We start from the raw sequence: 16,378 nt of genomic DNA, 5'->3' as shown, positions 1-16,378 counted from the left end.
GCCTTTTCACATCGAAATCAATTTAAGGGATTTTAGCTGCCTCTTTTAATCAAATTGGGCAGCTTTTTACTTGGGATTACCATTCACCATAACAATCTCCCATGAAAATAAAACATTAAATTTTTCATCTTTTTGGTGAACCTTGCTTCATAGTTGGCAGCCCGTTCATGCGGAATAAAAAGAGTACGGCCCCCTCAAGGAGACCATACTCAACAATGCTAATCAATTTAGTTTAACAACTTTTCCATCTCGGTCAGGTTCTTTTCAAAAACATCAAGCGCCCCAAGAATTGGGTCCTTCGATGTCATATCCACTCCTGCCTTTTTGAGGACTTCAATTGGATAATCACTGCTTCCAGCTTTTAAGAATTCTAAATATCGATCAACGGCTGGCTGTCCCTCTTCAAGAATTTGTGAGGACAATGCTGTTGCAGCTGAATAGCCTGTTGCATACTGATAGACATAATAATTATAGTAGAAATGAGGAATTCTAGCCCATTCTAATCCAATTTCTTTGTCAATCACCATTCCAGTACCAAAGTACTTTTCGTTTAAGGCATAATAAATCTCAGTAAGTTTATCAGCTGTTAAGGATTCCCCATTCTGCGCACGCATATGGATGTCATGCTCAAACTCAGCAAACATCGTTTGCCGAAAGACAGTTCCTCTAAATCCCTCTAAGAAGTGATTTAACAAGTAGATCTTTTGTTTTTCATCATCTGTATTGTTAATCATGTAATGGTTCAGCAAAGCCTCATTACATGTCGATGCAACTTCAGCAACGAAAATAGAATAGTTCCCGTAACGGAATGGCTGATTTTTTCTAGAATAGTAGCTGTGTAGGGAATGCCCTAACTCATGAGCCAAGGTAAAGACATTATTCACATTATCCTGCCAATTTAACAAAATATATGGGTTTGTCCCATAGGCACCAGATGAATATGCTCCACTACGTTTCCCCTTATTCTCTTCAACGTCAATCCAGCGACTTTCAAAGCCTTTTTTAAGAATATGGATATATTCCTCACCCAGAGGTTCTAATCCTTTTGTAACAAGCTCTTTCGCTTCTTCATAAGGAATATCCATTTCCACATCCTTAACTAATGGAGTATAAAGATCATAAAAATGTAGGTCATCCTGCTTTAGTATTTTTTTACGAAGCTCTACATATCTGTGCAAGAGAGGAAGCCTTTCATTCACAGCCTCTACTAGATTGTCATAGACCTCCTCCGGAATATTGTTTGCATCTAGGGCTGACTGCCTTGCAGTATCATAATTTCGCACCCTCGCGTAAAAATTATCCTTTTTAATAGTCCCACTTAACGTTGAAGAAAAGGTGTTTTTAAACTTTCCAAAGGTATCATACATAGCCTGGAAAGCATCCTTTCTTACTCTTCGGTCCTTCGACTCTAAGAACCTAATATAACGTCCATGTGTAACCTCAATTTCCTCTCCATTTTCATCTTTAATGGATGGAAAGGTAAGATCAGCATTATTAAGCATTCCGAAGGTTTGAGACGGATTGGATGTAACTTCTGAAACCTCAGCCAGTAAAGTCTCCTCTTCCTCACTCAAAACATGTGGTTTTTGACGAGTAATTTCATTTAATGTCTTTTGGTACCCTTTAAGTTCCTCATTAGACTCAACAAAGGTTTCAATTTTACCTTCTTCCAGACTTAGAATTTCAGGAACAATGTAACTCATGGAGCTTGCAATCTGCGTGTAAAGATTCTCCGCGCGATTATTCATGTCCTGGTAATGGCTGTTCGTAGTATCTTGGTCAGATCGCATATGGGCATATGTATAGAGCTTTCCAATTCTCATGGATATTTCATCTTGTGTTTTAAGCATCTGTACAAGAGTTTCTGCTGAGTCTCCAAGCTTTCCTTTAAACTCCAGGATTTTAGGATAAAGCTCTTTCATTTGATTAAATTCCTGCTCCCATTTTTCATCTGTCTCAAAAATATCTTCTAACTTCCATGTCTTTTCCTCAGGAATTTCAGAGCGTGACGGTAATTGTTTTGTTGCCATAAGTTTACCTCCTTAAATGTTCTCACATAATTCTATTCGTTAAGAAGAAGAAAAAACCTTCCAAAATTCCATGAATCGTATCTTTCTGTTGACTAGTTTATCCAACTCAGCTTTTTTTACCCTTTCATAAAGTGAAACCTCAACCAGTGGCCACCCCCTACTAATTGTTAGCACCAAAGGCTCTTGAACCAATCGGACATATATGGGCAGCCAACTATGAAGCAAGCTTCACCAACAAGGATGAAAAATTTAATGTTTTATTTTCATGGGACTTATCCCACAACAACTCTTATCATTTTACTTAAGATTTTAGGTGGAGGGTATACTGTTCGTGCATGCGAGATAATTCTTTTCTATTGCCATTTTTCTAACAACAGAGCGAGAAATTCTTGATCGCGATGAAGGGCCTCTTCAATCCCACGAGGAGGAGCTTCAATCTTTTGAATCATATAGCATTCCTCTTGAACCGGAGATAGGATGTTTAAGTAGCAAAGTCCCTCCAAGTAGGAGTGAAAAGGGTCATGGTTTGTAATGGAATATAATATTTTTTCTTCCATTGGAAAAAAACTTTTCAGAATTGCTTTAGCCATAGAAAGGGTTATCAATGTTCCTGGGCTCTTCATCATTATTAAGGAAACATAAAGATACGTTTGCCAGAGAAAGGGTGGAATTTTGATTCTCCATTGGTGAGGGACTGGAAGGTCTATAGATGAAGGAATTAATAAAGGGGAAATTCCGTGGGCATAGAGAAATTTTTTCCAATTTCTTATTTCTTTATTGTTCTCGTTAATAGGGATTAAACGACGGTTTTCTTTTTGCTTTTGCCAGTTGTTTAGCAGCATAGAATAAGGGAAAGTTTCTTGCTTAAAAAGTTGAGTGAATTGAGCATTTTCCAATTTTATATAAGAAAGGAAACCATGTACTTCAGAGGCACTAGAAGGATAGAGATGAGAAAATTGGGCAAAGCGTTGAGAGGAAGAACAATAATATATAAGCTGTGGTTGCCTTGCTTGATTTAAGTGTATTGCATGATAATCTAGTTCATCTAAACGAAGTACCCCCTCCTTTACCATTTTTAATCGGTTGCCTCCTAAAATCCAAAGTGGTAAGATACCTAATTCCCTATAAGATTGTGTTCTTTGTTTCCAAACGGACATGGGTAGCGAGGAACATTGATATTCAAGAGCCCATTTTCTTTGCTTAAAGTTAAAAATAATATCTGCTCTTTGCCTGGTTTTAGGAAAATACACTTCCAACTCTGTAGGAATCTTATTCTTTTGAAGCCATTGATACAATTGATATTTCCCTTGTTCGTGATACTTTGACTCTCCTTGGTGGAGAATGCATGTGGATGTTTTCTTATGAGCAAAATGTGGAATATTTTTATGACCTACTTTCAGGATCACCTCTTCTTTACATTCAGGACAAAAATAGGACTCATGTTTTTTCTTTAGAAGTTCGTCCCTGGGATAAGCAGCAGTGTTTAACAACCTATGAGATTGTGAAAAAGCTTGAAGCAATAGTTCTCCTCCTTTTAAAAAGATAAAGTGAAACTTCAATCAGCGTCCGTCCCCTACTGATTTTTAGCACCCAAGGGCATGACCTAAAGGCCCTTGAACCAATCGGGCATTTCAGGAGGCGTATCCCCTACCTACTTTTATCGTTTCACTTAAGATTTGAGGTGGGGATAGGACTGTCCGTTGTACGGGATAAGAGTAAGCTTCGGCTTTTTTCGTTGAATCTCCTTCCTATTTCCCTAAAAAATTTTGAATTTTTTAACGACATTTATAGTAGGGGGGATAATAGTCTTGACGTAGATTCCATCATACGTTTCCATATGGTTCTTTTTTTGAAAGTCTCCCACTCAATCCTTTTAGAATTGGCCAAATCATTGAGAAAATCATTCACCAAAGTATGAGTGCTATTTGTCCTATATAGGAAGGCATTCACTTCAAAATTTAAGTGAAAGCTTCTCATATCCATATTACTTGTTCCAATCGAGGCTAATTCGTTGTCAACAATTATAATCTTGGAATGTAAAAATCCAGATTCATACTCAAATATTTTAACCCCTGCTTCCAATAATTCAGGGAAATAAGAGCGAGAGGCGTAAAAGACAATTTTTTTATCTGGACGGTTAGGAACTAACAATCTTACATCTATTCCACTTAGAGCAGCTACTTTTAATGCAGAAAGAATATCCTCATCAGGAATAAAATAAGGTGAGGCAATCCAAATGGATGATTTTGCAGATACAATCATGGAAAAAAAGACGTGCTTAATAACTTCCCATTCATTATCCGGCCCTCCTGGAATCAATTGAACTCCACCCAAATCTTTTTTATAGGCCAACGGAGGGGAAAGGTATTCAGCTGTCAAATGGGTTTCTCCTGTCATGTAGAACCAGTCCTGCAAAAAAATTAACTGAAGGCTCCTAACAGCTTCACCTTTAAGCATTATGTGAGTGTCTCGCCAATTTCCGTAATATTGATGCCTTCCTAGATATTCATCTCCGACATTTAAGCCACCAACGAATCCAATATGCCCATCAACCACCACTATTTTCCGGTGGTTTCTAAAATTGATTCTGTGATTAAGAAAAGGAAGCTTAACTGGCGAAAATGGCGTAATCTCTATTCCTGCATTTAAAAGCTCCTGGAGATACTTTCGTGACAACTGCCAGCTTCCTACCGCGTCATATAAAAACTTTACCTTAACCCCCTCTTTGGCCTTTAAAATCAATAATTCTTTAAGTTCTTGACCGATTTTATCATCTCGAACGATATAGTATTCTAAATGAATATGGTCTGTTGCATTCTTTATTTCTTTAAAAAGATATGTAAAGGTTTCATCCCCATTAGTTAGTACCTTTGTCTCGGTATGAAAAGAAATTGGAGTGTTTCCTAGTTTTTGCGCTAAAGAAAAAAGCAACTTTTGGTGATCCCCCATTTGCTCCATATAAGACAAATCTACTTGACGATTCCCTTCTATTTTTTCAAAGGCCTGATCATCAAGTTCCCCTTTTTCCTTAAACATCTTCTTTTTTCTAAAATTTCTCCCAAACAGAAGATAAAAGAAAAAGCCAACGATAGGAAAGGCTGCTAACACCAAAAACCATGCTAGCGTTTGGGTCGGGTGACGATTTTCGAGAAAGATTAAAATAGCAATTAAAATCGTTGAAATCGTAAGAATTATCGATAAAGCTCCGATTATTCTGCCTTCCCAAATAGAATAAGTGATGTAAAAAAATGAAATTAGAAGGACTAAAAAGATAAAAATCTGGATTCGTTTGAACATAGCCTTCCCCCCCTCGTCCATCATTAGGTTATTCAAAATACAGAAAGGACATTCGCAAAGATACGAATGTCCAAGGTTCTTACTTATTTTTTAAAATAGTGCTTAATTTGCTCAAATACATGGTCAGACAAAATGGTTTTACCATACTCTTCTAAAACATGGAAAGTAACCGACGTTTCATTTCCAAACTCGAGCAACTTGCTAAGTAGATCCTCTTGCTCATCATCTGTTGCATCCATATCTACAAAATCTACAAATAGATAGTATTTGTCGTCATAGGAGTATAGTTTCTCTTCGATCAAGTCAGAAGGCTCAAAGGAATGACAAAGCTGAATGACATCTTCAAAGCTTTGGAAACGCAGAACAAAATGCAATGGGTCAGATTCATCTCTTTCTTTTTTGTTATTATGCTTATTGTTGAACTGTTGATCTAAAAGAGATTCGATCTTGTCATCCACTGGCATATCAATCGTTTCTCCGCCTTCCATTGGCAATTCAATTTTATGACCATCCTTGGATAGCTGCGCTTTCGTTACTAAAATCTCTAAGCCCTTATCCATTGCTTGGACCTGTATCCACAACGGACCATCTACTGAAAAATCCCCTTTATCATTTACTTCATCCATTACTTCCCAGAAAAGCTGCTCACTTTTCTCACGGTTATACCATATTTCTTCACGATCAAAGCCACGATCTTCAATGTCGATGTAGGAAATATAGAACTTTACGGTATGCTCATTAATACGCTCGATTTCCATTTGGTGACTCTCCCTTCTAACCTTTTTTTAGAAAGGGACTTTTAACCCTTTTACCCTTTAGCCAATATTTCAAACCATTCCCTGTAAACTTAAAGTTTAATCATAAAACTTTATTTCTTTATATATATTTTATGACAGTGAATCATAAAATGAAAACTGAAACACCTAGAAAAACAAAAAACAAATATATGCCTATAGTTAGTTTAGAATTTGTATTTGAAAGATTACTATAACATATCTTTTTCGCATTTTGTATATTTTAGCTCACAAATTCTACTTTGTCACTAGTATATTAGGGGGTTTTTGTTTGGATCTGGAAATTATTAAATCTATTTTAGTTATTGTTGGAATCGATATTATTCTTGGTGGAGATAATGCCATTGTTATCGCAATGGCAAGTAGAAATCTACCCTCTCACCAAAGAAATAAAGCGATTTTTTTGGGTACAGGCCTTGCCATTGTTGTCCGAGTGATGTTAACCGCAGTTGCTGTTTATTTGCTTGCAATACCCTACCTATCATTGGTTGGTGGACTCTTATTGATTTTTATTGCTATTAACTTACTTACCGAACAAGATGAAGAAATAGACATTAAAGGGAGTACAAGTCTTATTAAAGCTGTACAAACCATTGTATTTGCCGATTTTGTTATGGGGTTTGATAATGTTCTTGCCATTGCAGGGGCTTCCAAAGGAAATATTCTACTGGTAGCAACAGGGCTGCTTATTTCGGTTCCTATCATTATTTGGGGTAGCAAATTAATTCTTGCTTTAATGGAGCGATTTAGCATTTTAATCTATATAGGAGCTGGTATTTTAGCTTATACTGCCAGTGAAATGATAGTGGGTGAGGATTACATGGCTGACATATTCGAAAGGATTCCTAAGATTAATGTCTTTCTCACAATTCTCATCATATCATTTGTGATTGTTGCTGGATATTTAATAAACCAGAAGAAAAAATAGTACAAACCTTCCTATATAATAGCAAAAAACCCTTGCAAGCAAGGGTTTTTTGCTATTATAAAAATATTAGTTTACCATTCTTTGTGCTTCTCTTAGTTGGTAAGTACGAACTGTTCTTGGGAGAAAGCGACGAATTTCATCTTCATTGTAACCCACCTGTAACCGCTTCTCATCTAGAATGATTGGGCGTCTAAGCAAACCTGGATTGTCTCGAATTAATTCAAACAAATCCTGCATTGGCATTTGGTCAATATTCAAATTAAGCTTTTGAAACACTTTAGAACGCGTAGAAATAACTTCGTCCGTACCATCCTCTGTCATTCGCAAAATTTCTTTAATTTCATCAATAGTCAGTGGCTCAGAAAAAATATTTCTTTCTTGATATGGGATGTTATGTTCTTCGAGCCAGGATTTTGCTTTTCGACATGATGTACAACTCGGTGAAGTATAAAGTGTGACCATCATCTTCACTCCTTACTATAAGGTTATATATATTTCTAAATGTTGAACAATTGAACAACTTATTACTTTGTAATAAGTATAAATAACTTTTCTAATTATAAGTATACTACATCTGTCAAGTATACGTAAGATCCTTTTTAAATCTAATTTAGAAGCAAATCCCTGATAGGTCTTATCCCCTATTCTATTCTCAATAAAACCTCTTTTTAATGAAAATGAGAAATTTTTTTAATGTTTTCTACTTGATTTTTTCGCCTTATCGTTAAAGGGATTCTTGAAGCGTATTTTGCTTTCTTAGAAGCCCTTATAATCTTGGGTGCAAGTCCCAATGACGAAATCCTTAGTTTTACTAATACTATCAACCAACTAAAGTTATAGCTGATAGTATAAGAAAAGTGCAAGCGCCCTTGATCATCGACGTAAGGCGGTGAGGCCCACAGGATGTGGGTCACGTAGGCGTTGCGACACGATGTCGCGGTTTTAGCCTACGTTCCCTCCCAGATAAAGGAAACACGGTTCACGAGGGCTCGCAGGATGCGAGTCCGTTCGGTGTTGCGAATTATTTCGGTGGGACGAGTAATCGCAGTCCCAACACGATGTCGCGTTTTTAACCGAATCTCCTTCATCGATGTTGACTTATCGAAGGAGAGGAGGGAACCGACTCTAGTCGATAGGCTACCCCTCGAAACAAGAAAAACACTTGTTTCTGTGAAGAAGGTCTAAGTAGCTTTCCTTACTCGGGGCAAAAACTTCGAAGATTACTCAATGAACCTTTTCCGCTGAAGTTAAACAAATTTTATCCTTTATTATCTTTCAAAATAGGGAATCCATTTTCCACTCCAATTTAAAAAAGTTACTCAAAAGAAATAAGTCAAAGGTATCTACCTTTGACTTATTTCTCTCCTTTACGTTTATGCTTTTGTTCTATCTAAGGAGTTTAAAATATCTTCTGACTCTCTATTCTCGTCTAATGTTAAAACCTCTTCAACAGGCTGATAAGACTTGCCATAAAACTTCTCATCTTTATACGTATGAATATCTTCATACATCCTTTTCATCTTCTCATAGATCGTTTCTTCTGAATCTCCCTCATTTGGAGACCAATACAAGATCTCCATTTGATTCATTTCATTAGTTGCCAACGACCGACGTGTATATCCAATAGATTGAGCATGAATGAATCCTTCACGCTTATAGAAATGAAGACGTTTTTCAGTATCAGAGTCCTCATAATCCACTGGCTCTACCTCAAGAATAATAGGCTTATTTTTGGACTTAAGCTTTTCAATAAGCTTGTGGCCCAATCCTTGCCCCCTCACATTACCCGAAACATACACATAGTCAATAAAAATGAATGAATCGAATTCAGCATACATTAACACATGATTCGGACCCTCATCCTTATGATAAACCTCTGATTTTTCTTTAAGTAGGGTCTCCATATGGTCCTTTGACTTCATTTCTTCAATTGGAAAATACTGATTCAATTTTTCATACCAATTCATTGATCTACTCCCTTTTTATTTAGTCATTATTTATTATAAACAACTTTTGCCAAAATGTTAAATGAATGCCTTATTTTATATCCTACCCTATTCCATTAGAATAAGTTAGGGTATCCAAAATGAATAGGTGGCACTTGTCCATTTTGGATAGGTGGAGTTATCCAAAATATCCGCTGAAAAAACATTAAATTCCCCCCCTGTCCAAAATGGATACCCCTTTTTTCCACCTGTTCTTTAAGAATATCCCGGATATTCTTAAAGTTATATCATAAGAATAAGAACTTATAAAAAGATATTTAAAATAAATGAAAAAACAAAAACCATTCCACCTTTGACTTATAGGTGAGCGGTCTAACTATTGTACTTAATCATGTTTTAATTCCTTTCTTATAATCCAACACAAAAAAGCAAGTGATTTCCATTGAGAAATCACTTGCTTTTTATATTGTGAAATAGATTGTGTGTACTTGAAAATAGAACCCGTTAGAATAAAATTTACTCCTTTTTAACATTGAGACCATTTACATTTTTTCATTCACTAATTAGTCTGGGATATTATTTACTTGATGTCTATTTTGCAAAAACAACTTTTACCCTTTAATTTTGAATAGTCATATTAAAAGGACCTACTGAAACTTGTCTAGAACATTCTTTCGAAAAGTTAATAAGTTCTAACACCGATACCTAAAGCATATTGTACATTATCTATTTGACTATATACAGCACCTAAGGAACTAGTGCCTTCATAAATGCCTCTTAATTGGTTCCCATTAAATACGGGGTCCCCACTATCTCCACCGTCCCTTGTATAACTTGCAACTGTCATATTGTGGTGGGTTCTAACAGAGTAATAAGTGCTTGTAACAGTTCCACAAGTATAGCCGGTTTTGTAGCCCGCTTTACACACATAATCTCCTTCATTTTCTTCATACTCAGCTTGCCAATCTGTAATTTCTCTATCTCTTGGACTTTGTGCAAAAAGATCATTACTAAGCCAACTTGTATTATCAACCTTTATGAGAGCCGCATCTACTGGTCCAGAATTAGCTACCTTAGTAATTGTACCTATTGTTTCACCTACACTTCCACAGTGACCTGCAGTTATATAATAAGATCCTGTACTTGAGAAGCTACCTGTGCAACTTAAACCTTCGAGTATAATCCCCCCCATTAAAGGTCTATATTGGTCATAGCGTGATGAATCTTCCGTTCCTTCCGTTGTTTCCTCAAAGACTGTAATTCTAGTTCTACCAAATAAATCCATAAGCCTTGTAACAGATTTTTCTGTAAGTGGAAGTATTCCAATATCTACAGTCTGATTTTTGAAATTGGAAGAAACACTTATAATATTAAGTCCTTCTTCTTTTAATTCTTTTTTATTTAGAACATTTTTTTTGTTGAGCTCATTTAGGTCACTATAGGAATATTTAGCTGTAAATACTTTTATCTTTTTGTCATCATTATAAATACTCTTTATTTCATTTAATAATTTGACTATATCTTCCTCATTTTTCTTAAATCCTATGTTAATTTCTCCTCCTTTTGCTTGATCAATGTATATACCGGAAAAATATGGGGCAAAAGAAGAACTACTAATATATTTTTTGATTTCAGGGATTTTTTCTTTCTGTTTAGCAATTCATATTTCAATTTCATTTAACTCTTTATCTGTTAAGTAAATACCATGTTTTTTCTTCGAATTATTATCAACACTGTTCATGTTAATTTCTTGAATATATTCCTCATCTGCATTTAATCCCATTTCTAATCTGTACTTTATATTTTCTTTCAGTTCTTTAAAATCTAAAGCATTTCCAGGTTCAGCATTAGAGAATGAATTTACCCCTAAAAATAGTCCGATATATGGAATTAATATTAAAGTGCGATAGAAATTCTTTTTCATTGAAAAACCTGCTTAATTATTTATAATTCTAGAGTTCCATATTTTCATTACTAATTCCTGCTAAATTTTGTAACTTTTTTAATTTTTTTCAAATAATTATATGATAACTATAAAATATGGTAAAATTAAATTTCAGCAAAATTATTTAGGAGGAGCGTTAAGATGAAAAAACAATTTAAATCTGTTGTTTTTTTATTCATTTGTTCTATATTTTTAGTTAGTTGTTCTAATCTCGAACAAAACGATAATAAAGACCTAAGTGAATTTGGTGGTTATGTTGTGCTAAAGAGAATATTTAATAGTAGTTATCAAATACTAGTAGTTCCTAAAATTGAAAAAGATACAATAATGTCGAGTACAGATGAAGAATTGAAAAAAATATCCATGCAAAAAAACGGGGTGTATTTTAGTGTGGAAGAAGATTTATACAATAAAATACAAAAAGGAAGTAGAGTTAAAGTAATTTATGATTTAGAAAAAGGCCAAGAAGATTCATCTCCCCCTCAACGTGATTCTGAAAATGTACAAATAGTTGATTGATACTCAATTCGTTAAGTGTAAGAATTTCTTAGTAGGAGCATTCACTAAAGACCCACAGTCGGGAAAATTTTCAACCTCCTTAATCACGACAGGACGAATTTTATCTCCATGTTTAGCTTTGAAGGCATCCCAATGTTGGTGTTTATCAAAAAATATTTGTTTTAGAATATTGGTTTCTATAGATTGAAAATACCACAGCCCAGCGGACTGTGGTAGATAGCAAAATTTTCCTATTTTTCAGGAGAAAGTCTCCGTAAGACTCCTCCCTCTTAGAAGTAACTGTCGTATTCAAGTCGCTTAGGTCATTCCTTTAGGTACTATCAATCAATGGGGAAGCCTTCCATGGATTGAAATTTTACTTTATTTTATTTATTCTCTTCAAAAATGATGAAACATATTCTACAATAGAATATAGAAAGAGATAATGAAGGAGGGATCGCTAATGGGAAGTTTAATTCTTGATACAGTTCTTATCGCATTATTAGTTATAGGTCTCACTGCTTTCTTAGCTGTTATAGTTAATGGAATTGGTACAAAGGTAATAGGAAAGAAAAACAGTAAAGAATATCTTGGTAAAGGTCGTTCCTACCAAAACAATTGGAAAGCTGTGGGTGGGACAAAAAAATAAGTGATACAGAGAAGGGGCTGCATCAGGCAGTCCTTTTTATATATACCCACTAATGAAGGTATTAAACAGCAATAGAAAAAAATGATTCCTCAAATTTAATGAGGAATCATCTTTTTTGTCCTATAACATTGTCTAATTTAACGGGGTGTAGTCAACACCTTCTGTATATCTGTTGTTGGCATTCCAGATTAGAAATTCTTTGATTCCTGCTTCATTTAGCGCACGAATTTGATCTTCAACTTCTTTTTTGCCATATTGGAAGACAGGAACTCCTGACGGATACAACCAGGGTGCTTCAAAGTCTTGAATCCAAGGACGTGATGTCGGTGGATTTTCAAGTTCTCCTAAGCGTTCATTTTCTACTTTGACATATTCTTGAACAAGCTTATATGGCTCTGTATCGGGTTTTGCAATACCAAAATAGGAAGTCCAGTGACTTGGGTAAATCATAGACGAGATAACATCTACATTTTCAGAGATTTTTGTAAAGTTTTGTCCAATTCCAGGAGCTTCTGGGATCGTTGCTGAATAACCAAATATATCTACAGATACATCAACATCGTAGCCCTTTAAAGCTTCGCGTGCATATTCAACAAAATCGGTAACTGCCTGCACCCTTTTCTGTACATTGTCACCTTCATAGTCCACGTAATCACCTTCACTGTATCTTAACTCTTTATCTCTTCTTTCAAAACCTTCTGGGAAACGGACATAGTCAAATTGAATATCCTGGAAACCCAACTCAGCAGCCATTTTTGCAACTCCTACATTATATTCCCATACATCCTTTACAAACGGGTTTACAAAGGACTCTCCTTTATTATTCTTCCAAACTTTTCCGCTAGAGTCTAAGAAAGACCATTCTGGCTTGTCTTGTGCAAGCTGAGTATCTTTAAATACTACAATACGGGCAATTGGATAAATTTGCTCTTCTTCTAATTTTTCCAAAATCTCTCTTGGATTGCTCATTAGATTTCTGGATCTTTCATAATAAGGTGAATCTTCATCTGGTCTAAAAGTGAGCATTCCATTATCTTCTTTTACATCAATTACCATAGAATTCAAATCTGAGTTTTTAATCATATCAATATATTGTGGAAGCCGTGAACCACCTGCCGAATTACCAGTTAAGTATATTCCTCTTACAGCTTCAGGGTATTCAAAATCTAATCCTGAATCATAGACAAATCGAGCTACAGTATCTGGCAACTTTTTTTCAGTTAATTCAACCATGCTCTCACTATGGAAGTTCACCACTTTTTCTTGTGCATTCTCATTTTCCTCTGCTTGTACAACAAAAGGTATTGAAAGCCCTATTAAAAAGATTGTGGCGTACTTTGAAAGTTTTCGTAAAATGTTTTTCTCCATATGTATCATCATGCTCCCACTTTTATTTTGTAAATCCATTATAACGGAGTTTATACGTAAATGGGGTAGGAAATTCAATCCAAGTCGGCGTTTTTTGAGACCTTCTTCGCTTTCCTTTATATTTATGAACACTCTTCCACTCTTATGACTGCTCCATTCCCCCTTTTCAGTATATGTGAGTACTCAGTTGACTACTAGCCCTTTTTTTGGAAACTGTAGAAGTTCGAAACTTCAATCACTGGCCGCCCCCCACTGATTATTAGCGCCCAAGGGTATGACCTAAAGGCCCTTGAAACAATCGGACATTTACTGGCGTTTTTTCCCCACCTACTCTTTTCGTTTCACTTAAGACTTAAGGTGGGGTATTACTCCCATGAAAATAAAGCAAATTTTTTTCATCCTTGTTGGTGAAGTTTTCTTCATGGTTGGCTACTCGTTCATGCGGGATAAAACGTCCCTAAGAGTTCGCAATAACGAGAACACATTAACTAAAAACACTTTATAAGTAGCCGCCAATCATTTCAATAAGAAAAGCGCAAGCGCCCTTGATCATCGACGTAAAGCGGTGAGGCCCACAGGATGTGGGTCACGTAGGCGTTGCCACACGATGTGGCGGTTTTAGCCTGCGATCCTCTGAGATATAGGAAACACGGTTTACAAAGTGAATCGATGTTGACTTATCGAATGAGAGGAGGGAACCGACTCTAGTCGATAACTCTATGTTGCTTTCCTTCCTGCGATTACTCGGAGCAAAAACTTCGAAGATTACTCGAGGAAGCTTTTTCGCTAAAGCTAGACAGATTTTATACTTTATTGTCTTACAAAGCTGGAATTCCGTTTTTCACTCCAACTTATAAAATCTGATAGTAAAAGAGCTGTCCTAATTGAATTTCAATTAGGACAGCTCTTATAACTTATGGTTTCATTTTTGCCTTGTATTGTTCAAATTCCTTAGATGTACACAATACCCAGTGACGAGGACCAATTTCTCTAAATTCAGGCACTTCACTTGTATCATGTTGACTTGGATCATAAGGAACACGTTTACGATTGCGCTCATAATCTGGATCTGGTAGTGGAATAGCTGATAATAAAGATTGGGTATACGGATGAACTGGATTCTTATAAAGCTCATCTGCATCAGCTAATTCTACAAGCCTCCCATAGTACATAACTCCAATACGATCGCTTATATACTTTACCATTGATAAATCATGGGCAATAAATAAAAAAGTTAGGTCCATCTCATCTTGTAGTTTTTCAAGCAGATTAACTACCTGTGCTTGAATGGATACATCCAATGCGGATATCGGCTCATCAGCAATAATAAATTCGGGTTTAACAGCAAGGGCACGAGCTATACCAAGACGTTGACGTTGACCTCCACTAAACTCATGAGGATAACGACTAGCATGTGAACGGTCAAGACCTACTGTCTCTAACAACTGATAAACTTGATCTCGACGATCTTTAGGATCCTTCGCAAGTCCATGAACATCAATACCTTCTGCGATAATATCCATAACTGTCATACGTGGATTTAAAGAAGAATATGGGTCTTGGAAGATCATTTGCATCTTTCGATTAAACTTCTTTAATTCAGATTTAGGCATTTTACCTTGGACATTTTCACCTTTAAAGAGAACTTCTCCTTCAGTTGCTTCATATAGACGAATTATCGTTCTACCTGTTGTAGACTTACCACAACCCGATTCTCCTACAAGTCCAAAGGTTTCTCCCTTATATATATCAAAAGTAAGACCATCAACGGCTTTTACTATACTTTTTCTTCCTGTCTTAAAATACTGTTTTAAACCTTTAACTTCTAGTAATTTTTCTTGGCTCACTATTCATCACCTCTTAGACCACTAGATGAAGACATAATACCCTTCATTCTTTTCTTCACGGATTCTGGTGGCTCAATATTTGGAGCATACTCATGTAAAAGCCAAGTTGCTGCAAAATGAGTATCTGAGCCCGGAACCGGAAATAGTGGTGGATCTTCTTGAAAATCAATTTCAAGAGCAAATTCATTTCGTGGAGCAAATGCGTCGCCCTTTGGTGGGTGAAGCAGGTCAGGAGGTGTTCCAGGAATAGCAAATAATTCTTCCTCTGAACTATCCAATGTTGGCATTGATCCTAACAACCCCCAAGTATAAGGGTGTTTAGGATTATAGAAAATTTCATCTACTGTTCCAATTTCAACAATTTTTCCTGCATACATTACTGCCACACGGTCTGCAACATTAGCAACAACACCAAGGTCATGTGTAATAAAGATGATAGATGAATCAACTTTCTTTTGAATATCTTTCATCAACTCAAGAATTTGAGCCTGTATGGTAACATCAAGCGCAGTTGTAGGTTCATCCGCAATTAATATCTTTGGATTACATGCTAAAGCTATCGCAATGACTACACGTTGCCTCATACCACCGGAGAATTGGTGCGGATATTGACTAATTCTTTGCGCAGGATTAGGGATTTGAACTAACTCTAATAATTCAATTGCACGTTTTTTTGCTTGTGTACGATTCATTTTTTGGTGTTTAATTAAGCTTTCCATGATTTGTGTTCCAATTTTCATCGTTGGGTTTAATGATGTCATTGGATCTTGGAAAATCATAGAAATATCTTTACCACGAATTTTTTGCATCTGTTTATCAGATTTTTTTACTAGATCTTGGCCTTCAAACAAAATTTGACCAGATTTGATATAGCCATGTGGCTTTGGAATAAGCTTCATTAATGCTTTGGTTGTAACGGATTTACCAGAACCAGACTCTCCAACAATTGCAAGAGTCTCCCCTTTATTTAAATCAAAATTTACACCACGCACAGCTTTAACCTCACCGCCGTAGGTGTCAAATGAAACTTGTAGATCTTTTACTTCTAAAATTTTTGACATATCTAACACCTACCT

14 protein-coding genes are annotated in these 16,378 nt (G+C 35.9%); 3 read left to right on the top strand and 11 right to left on the bottom strand.

What is annotated here, in order from left to right:
- Positions 1 to 227 precede the first annotated feature (227 nt).
- The 4 genes from pepF to mecA form a co-directional block, all read right to left on the bottom strand.
- Positions 228 to 2,030 carry an oligoendopeptidase F gene (pepF, locus tag RZN25_01480; GenBank protein MEQ6375507.1) on the bottom strand — a complete coding sequence of 601 codons (1,803 nt, stop codon included), beginning with the start codon at positions 2,028 to 2,030 and terminating at the stop codon, positions 228 to 230.
- 353 nt (positions 2,031 to 2,383) lie between these two features.
- Complete coding sequence (locus RZN25_01475; GenBank protein ID MEQ6375506.1) at positions 2,384 to 3,550, bottom strand: competence protein CoiA family protein; 1,167 nt, start codon at positions 3,548 to 3,550, stop codon at positions 2,384 to 2,386.
- A gap of 265 nt (positions 3,551 to 3,815) precedes the next feature.
- Positions 3,816 to 5,327: a cardiolipin synthase gene (gene cls, locus RZN25_01470; protein ID MEQ6375505.1), complete on the bottom strand. Its 1,512-nt coding sequence runs from the start codon at positions 5,325 to 5,327 to the stop codon at positions 3,816 to 3,818.
- A gap of 83 nt (positions 5,328 to 5,410) precedes the next feature.
- Positions 5,411 to 6,085 carry an adaptor protein MecA gene (gene mecA, locus RZN25_01465; protein ID MEQ6375504.1) on the bottom strand — a complete coding sequence of 225 codons (675 nt, stop codon included), beginning with the start codon at positions 6,083 to 6,085 and terminating at the stop codon, positions 5,411 to 5,413.
- Positions 6,086 to 6,392: 307 nt separating this feature from the next.
- Between mecA and RZN25_01460 the strand changes: the two genes are divergently transcribed.
- Positions 6,393 to 7,049 (top strand): TerC family protein, encoded by a 657-nt coding sequence (locus tag RZN25_01460; protein ID MEQ6375503.1) that lies wholly within the window; start codon positions 6,393 to 6,395, stop codon positions 7,047 to 7,049.
- Positions 7,050 to 7,115: 66 nt separating this feature from the next.
- Here RZN25_01460 and spxA read toward each other — a convergent pair whose 3' ends face one another.
- The 4 genes from spxA to RZN25_01440 form a co-directional block, all read right to left on the bottom strand.
- Positions 7,116 to 7,511 (bottom strand): transcriptional regulator SpxA, encoded by a 396-nt coding sequence (gene spxA, locus RZN25_01455; protein ID MEQ6375502.1) that lies wholly within the window; start codon positions 7,509 to 7,511, stop codon positions 7,116 to 7,118.
- Between the two features lie 911 nt (positions 7,512 to 8,422).
- Complete coding sequence (locus tag RZN25_01450) at positions 8,423 to 9,016, bottom strand: GNAT family N-acetyltransferase (protein ID MEQ6375501.1); 594 nt, start codon at positions 9,014 to 9,016, stop codon at positions 8,423 to 8,425.
- Positions 9,017 to 9,677: 661 nt separating this feature from the next.
- Entirely contained in the window at positions 9,678 to 10,280 is a 603-nt protein-coding gene (locus RZN25_01445; GenBank protein MEQ6375500.1) for a S1 family peptidase, read from the bottom strand.
- Between the two features lie 375 nt (positions 10,281 to 10,655).
- Complete coding sequence (locus RZN25_01440; GenBank protein ID MEQ6375499.1) at positions 10,656 to 10,919, bottom strand: hypothetical protein; 264 nt, start codon at positions 10,917 to 10,919, stop codon at positions 10,656 to 10,658.
- A 162-nt stretch (positions 10,920 to 11,081) separates the two neighbouring features.
- Between RZN25_01440 and RZN25_01435 the strand changes: the two genes are divergently transcribed.
- Positions 11,082 to 11,459, top strand: a complete 378-nt coding sequence (locus tag RZN25_01435; GenBank protein ID MEQ6375498.1) for a DUF3221 domain-containing protein — start codon at positions 11,082 to 11,084, stop codon at positions 11,457 to 11,459.
- A 442-nt stretch (positions 11,460 to 11,901) separates the two neighbouring features.
- Positions 11,902 to 12,087, top strand: a complete 186-nt coding sequence (locus RZN25_01430) for a hypothetical protein (GenBank protein MEQ6375497.1) — start codon at positions 11,902 to 11,904, stop codon at positions 12,085 to 12,087.
- Positions 12,088 to 12,219: 132 nt separating this feature from the next.
- Here the strand turns inward: RZN25_01430 and RZN25_01425 are convergent, their stop codons facing one another.
- From RZN25_01425 to RZN25_01415, 3 genes are all read right to left on the bottom strand, one after another.
- Entirely contained in the window at positions 12,220 to 13,455 is a 1,236-nt protein-coding gene (locus RZN25_01425; GenBank protein ID MEQ6375496.1) for a putative glycoside hydrolase, read from the bottom strand.
- A 914-nt stretch (positions 13,456 to 14,369) separates the two neighbouring features.
- The gene (locus RZN25_01420; protein ID MEQ6375495.1) at positions 14,370 to 15,302 is read right to left on the bottom strand and encodes an ATP-binding cassette domain-containing protein; all 933 of its coding nucleotides are present in this window, start codon (positions 15,300 to 15,302) and stop codon (positions 14,370 to 14,372) included.
- Complete coding sequence (locus tag RZN25_01415; protein MEQ6375494.1) at positions 15,302 to 16,363, bottom strand: ABC transporter ATP-binding protein; 1,062 nt, start codon at positions 16,361 to 16,363, stop codon at positions 15,302 to 15,304. Before RZN25_01415 ends, RZN25_01420 begins: the two co-directional genes overlap by 1 nt.
- Positions 16,364 to 16,378: the final 15 nt, after the last annotated feature.

The sequence above is a fragment of the Bacillaceae bacterium S4-13-56 genome (assembly GCA_040191315.1).
Classification (GTDB): Bacteria; Bacillota; Bacilli; order Bacillales; family JAWJLM01; genus JAWJLM01.
This window is presented reverse-complemented; position numbering and strand designations above follow the sequence as displayed.